The 1,721-nt window shown below is 72.6% G+C and carries 1 protein-coding gene and 1 pseudogene; both read left to right on the top strand.

Features of this window, described 5'->3' with window-relative positions; translation table 11 throughout:
• Positions 1-701: TIGR02678 family protein (locus CQZ88_RS31965; RefSeq protein ID WP_258008817.1), on the top strand; the 701-nt coding region annotated here is incomplete at its 5' end.
• Positions 698-1,721: pseudogene (locus tag CQZ88_RS27160) on the top strand (TIGR02680 family protein); the annotation flags it as partial. The gene CQZ88_RS31965 and the pseudogene CQZ88_RS27160, both read left to right, overlap by 4 nt.

Genomic DNA, 1,721 nt, shown 5'->3' with positions numbered 1-1,721 from the left:
GGGTACGGCGGGCGCTGGTGCAGCGACCGGTGGTGTACGCCGAGGAACTCGACGACGACGCGCGGCTGCAGCTGGCGCTGCCACGGACGACCGCGGGGATCGAGCTGCTGACGGGGCTGGTGGCCGAGCGGCGCGCGGAGGGCGTCGCGCTGGTCGATTCGTCGGGGCGGATGTCGGATCTGCGGTTCCCGGGGGTGGGAACGGTTCCGCAGGTGGCGTTGTTGCTGGCCGGGGAGATCTGTGCGCGGGTGTCGGATCCGGAGTCGGTACCGGTGCGGTTGCCGAGGCCGGCGGATGCGGAGGCGGAACTCGAGGCGGGACTGGACGCGGCGATTCCGGCGGCCGGGGTGTTCGCGTCGCTGGCCGGTGATGCCGGCGCCGGGCCGGCGGACACGACACCGGCGCAGCAGCCGGCGCCGACGCATCCGCTGGTCGAGGACAGCTGGCTGGCGGAGACGGCGGCGAAGCTGGTCGACGAGTTCGGCCGTACCTTCGCCGCGCAGTGGCAGGCCGACCCGGCGGGCCTGCTGGAGGCGGCGGTGACGTTGTTGCAGCGGCAACGGTTGGTGGCACGGGTGCCGGGCGGGGTGCTGGCGTTGCCGGCGCTGGCCCGGTTCCGGGGAGTGGTGGTGACGGTGCGCGAACGCGACCCGCGCCTCGCGCCGGCCGGTGAGGATTCGAACGAAGCGGAGATGTCGTGAGCAGTGCCCGTTTCCGGCCGACACGTGCCGGGATCATCAATCTGTGGGACTACCGGGACCAGGAGTTCTCGTTCGCGGACGGCCGGCTGGTGCTGCGCGGGCCCAACGGGTCGGGCAAGACCAAGGCGCTCGAGGTGCTGTTCCCGTTCGTGTTCGACGGGCGTATCGAGCCGCGGCGGCTGAACCCGTTCGCCGGCGAGGAGCGCACGATGCGGTCCAACCTGCTGTACCAGGGGCAGGACAGCGCGTATTCGTATGTGTGGATGGAGTTCTGCCGCGGCCGCCGGGACGATCCGGAGGCGGTGACCGTGGGGGTCGGGATGCGGGCGGCGCGCGGCAACGACAAGGTCACGCGGTGGTATTTCGTCGTCGACGGCCGGGTCGGTGTGGACTTCTCGCTGCTGGATGCGGCCGATCGCCCGCTGACGCGACGGCAGCTGATCGAGGAGGTCGGGGCCGACGCGGTCACGGACCGGCCGGTGGACTACCGGGCGGCGATCGATGCGCGGTTGTTCGGGCTCGGGATCGAGCGGTACGACCAGCTGATCAACCTGATCCTGACGCTGCGCCGGCCGCAGCTGGCCAAGAACCTGGACCCGAAGGGGTTGTCGCAGGCGCTGACCGACGGGTTGCGGCCGCTGGACGAGCAGCTGGTGCTCGAGGCGGCGCGGTCGTTCGCCGACATGGAGGAGGTCTCGCGCGCGCTGGAGTCGCTGGCGGCGGCGGACGAGGCGGCGCAGCGGTTCGTCGCGGTGTATGCGACCTACCTGGGTCAGCAGGCCCGCGCCGACGTCGACCGGCTCGGGGCGCGGTTGGCGGCGGTCGAGGGCGGGAGTGCGGAGTGGACGGCGTCGATGACGGCGTTCGACCGGGCCGGCGCGGAGCGGGCGCAGGCCCACGAGCGGCTCGAGCTCGCGGAGCGGGACCTCGAGCAGGCCCGGGCGACTCTCGAGGCGCTGCAGCGGTCGAGCGCGTACGAGGGCAAGCAGCAGCTCGACGATCTGGCGCAGGTGGTGGCGG

Source organism: Rhodococcus sp. ENV425 (assembly GCF_002887785.1).
GTDB lineage: Bacteria > Actinomycetota > Actinomycetes > Mycobacteriales > Mycobacteriaceae > Rhodococcus > Rhodococcus aetherivorans.
Note: the sequence above shows the minus strand (reverse complement) of the source record. Positions and strands in the feature narration are given on the sequence as shown.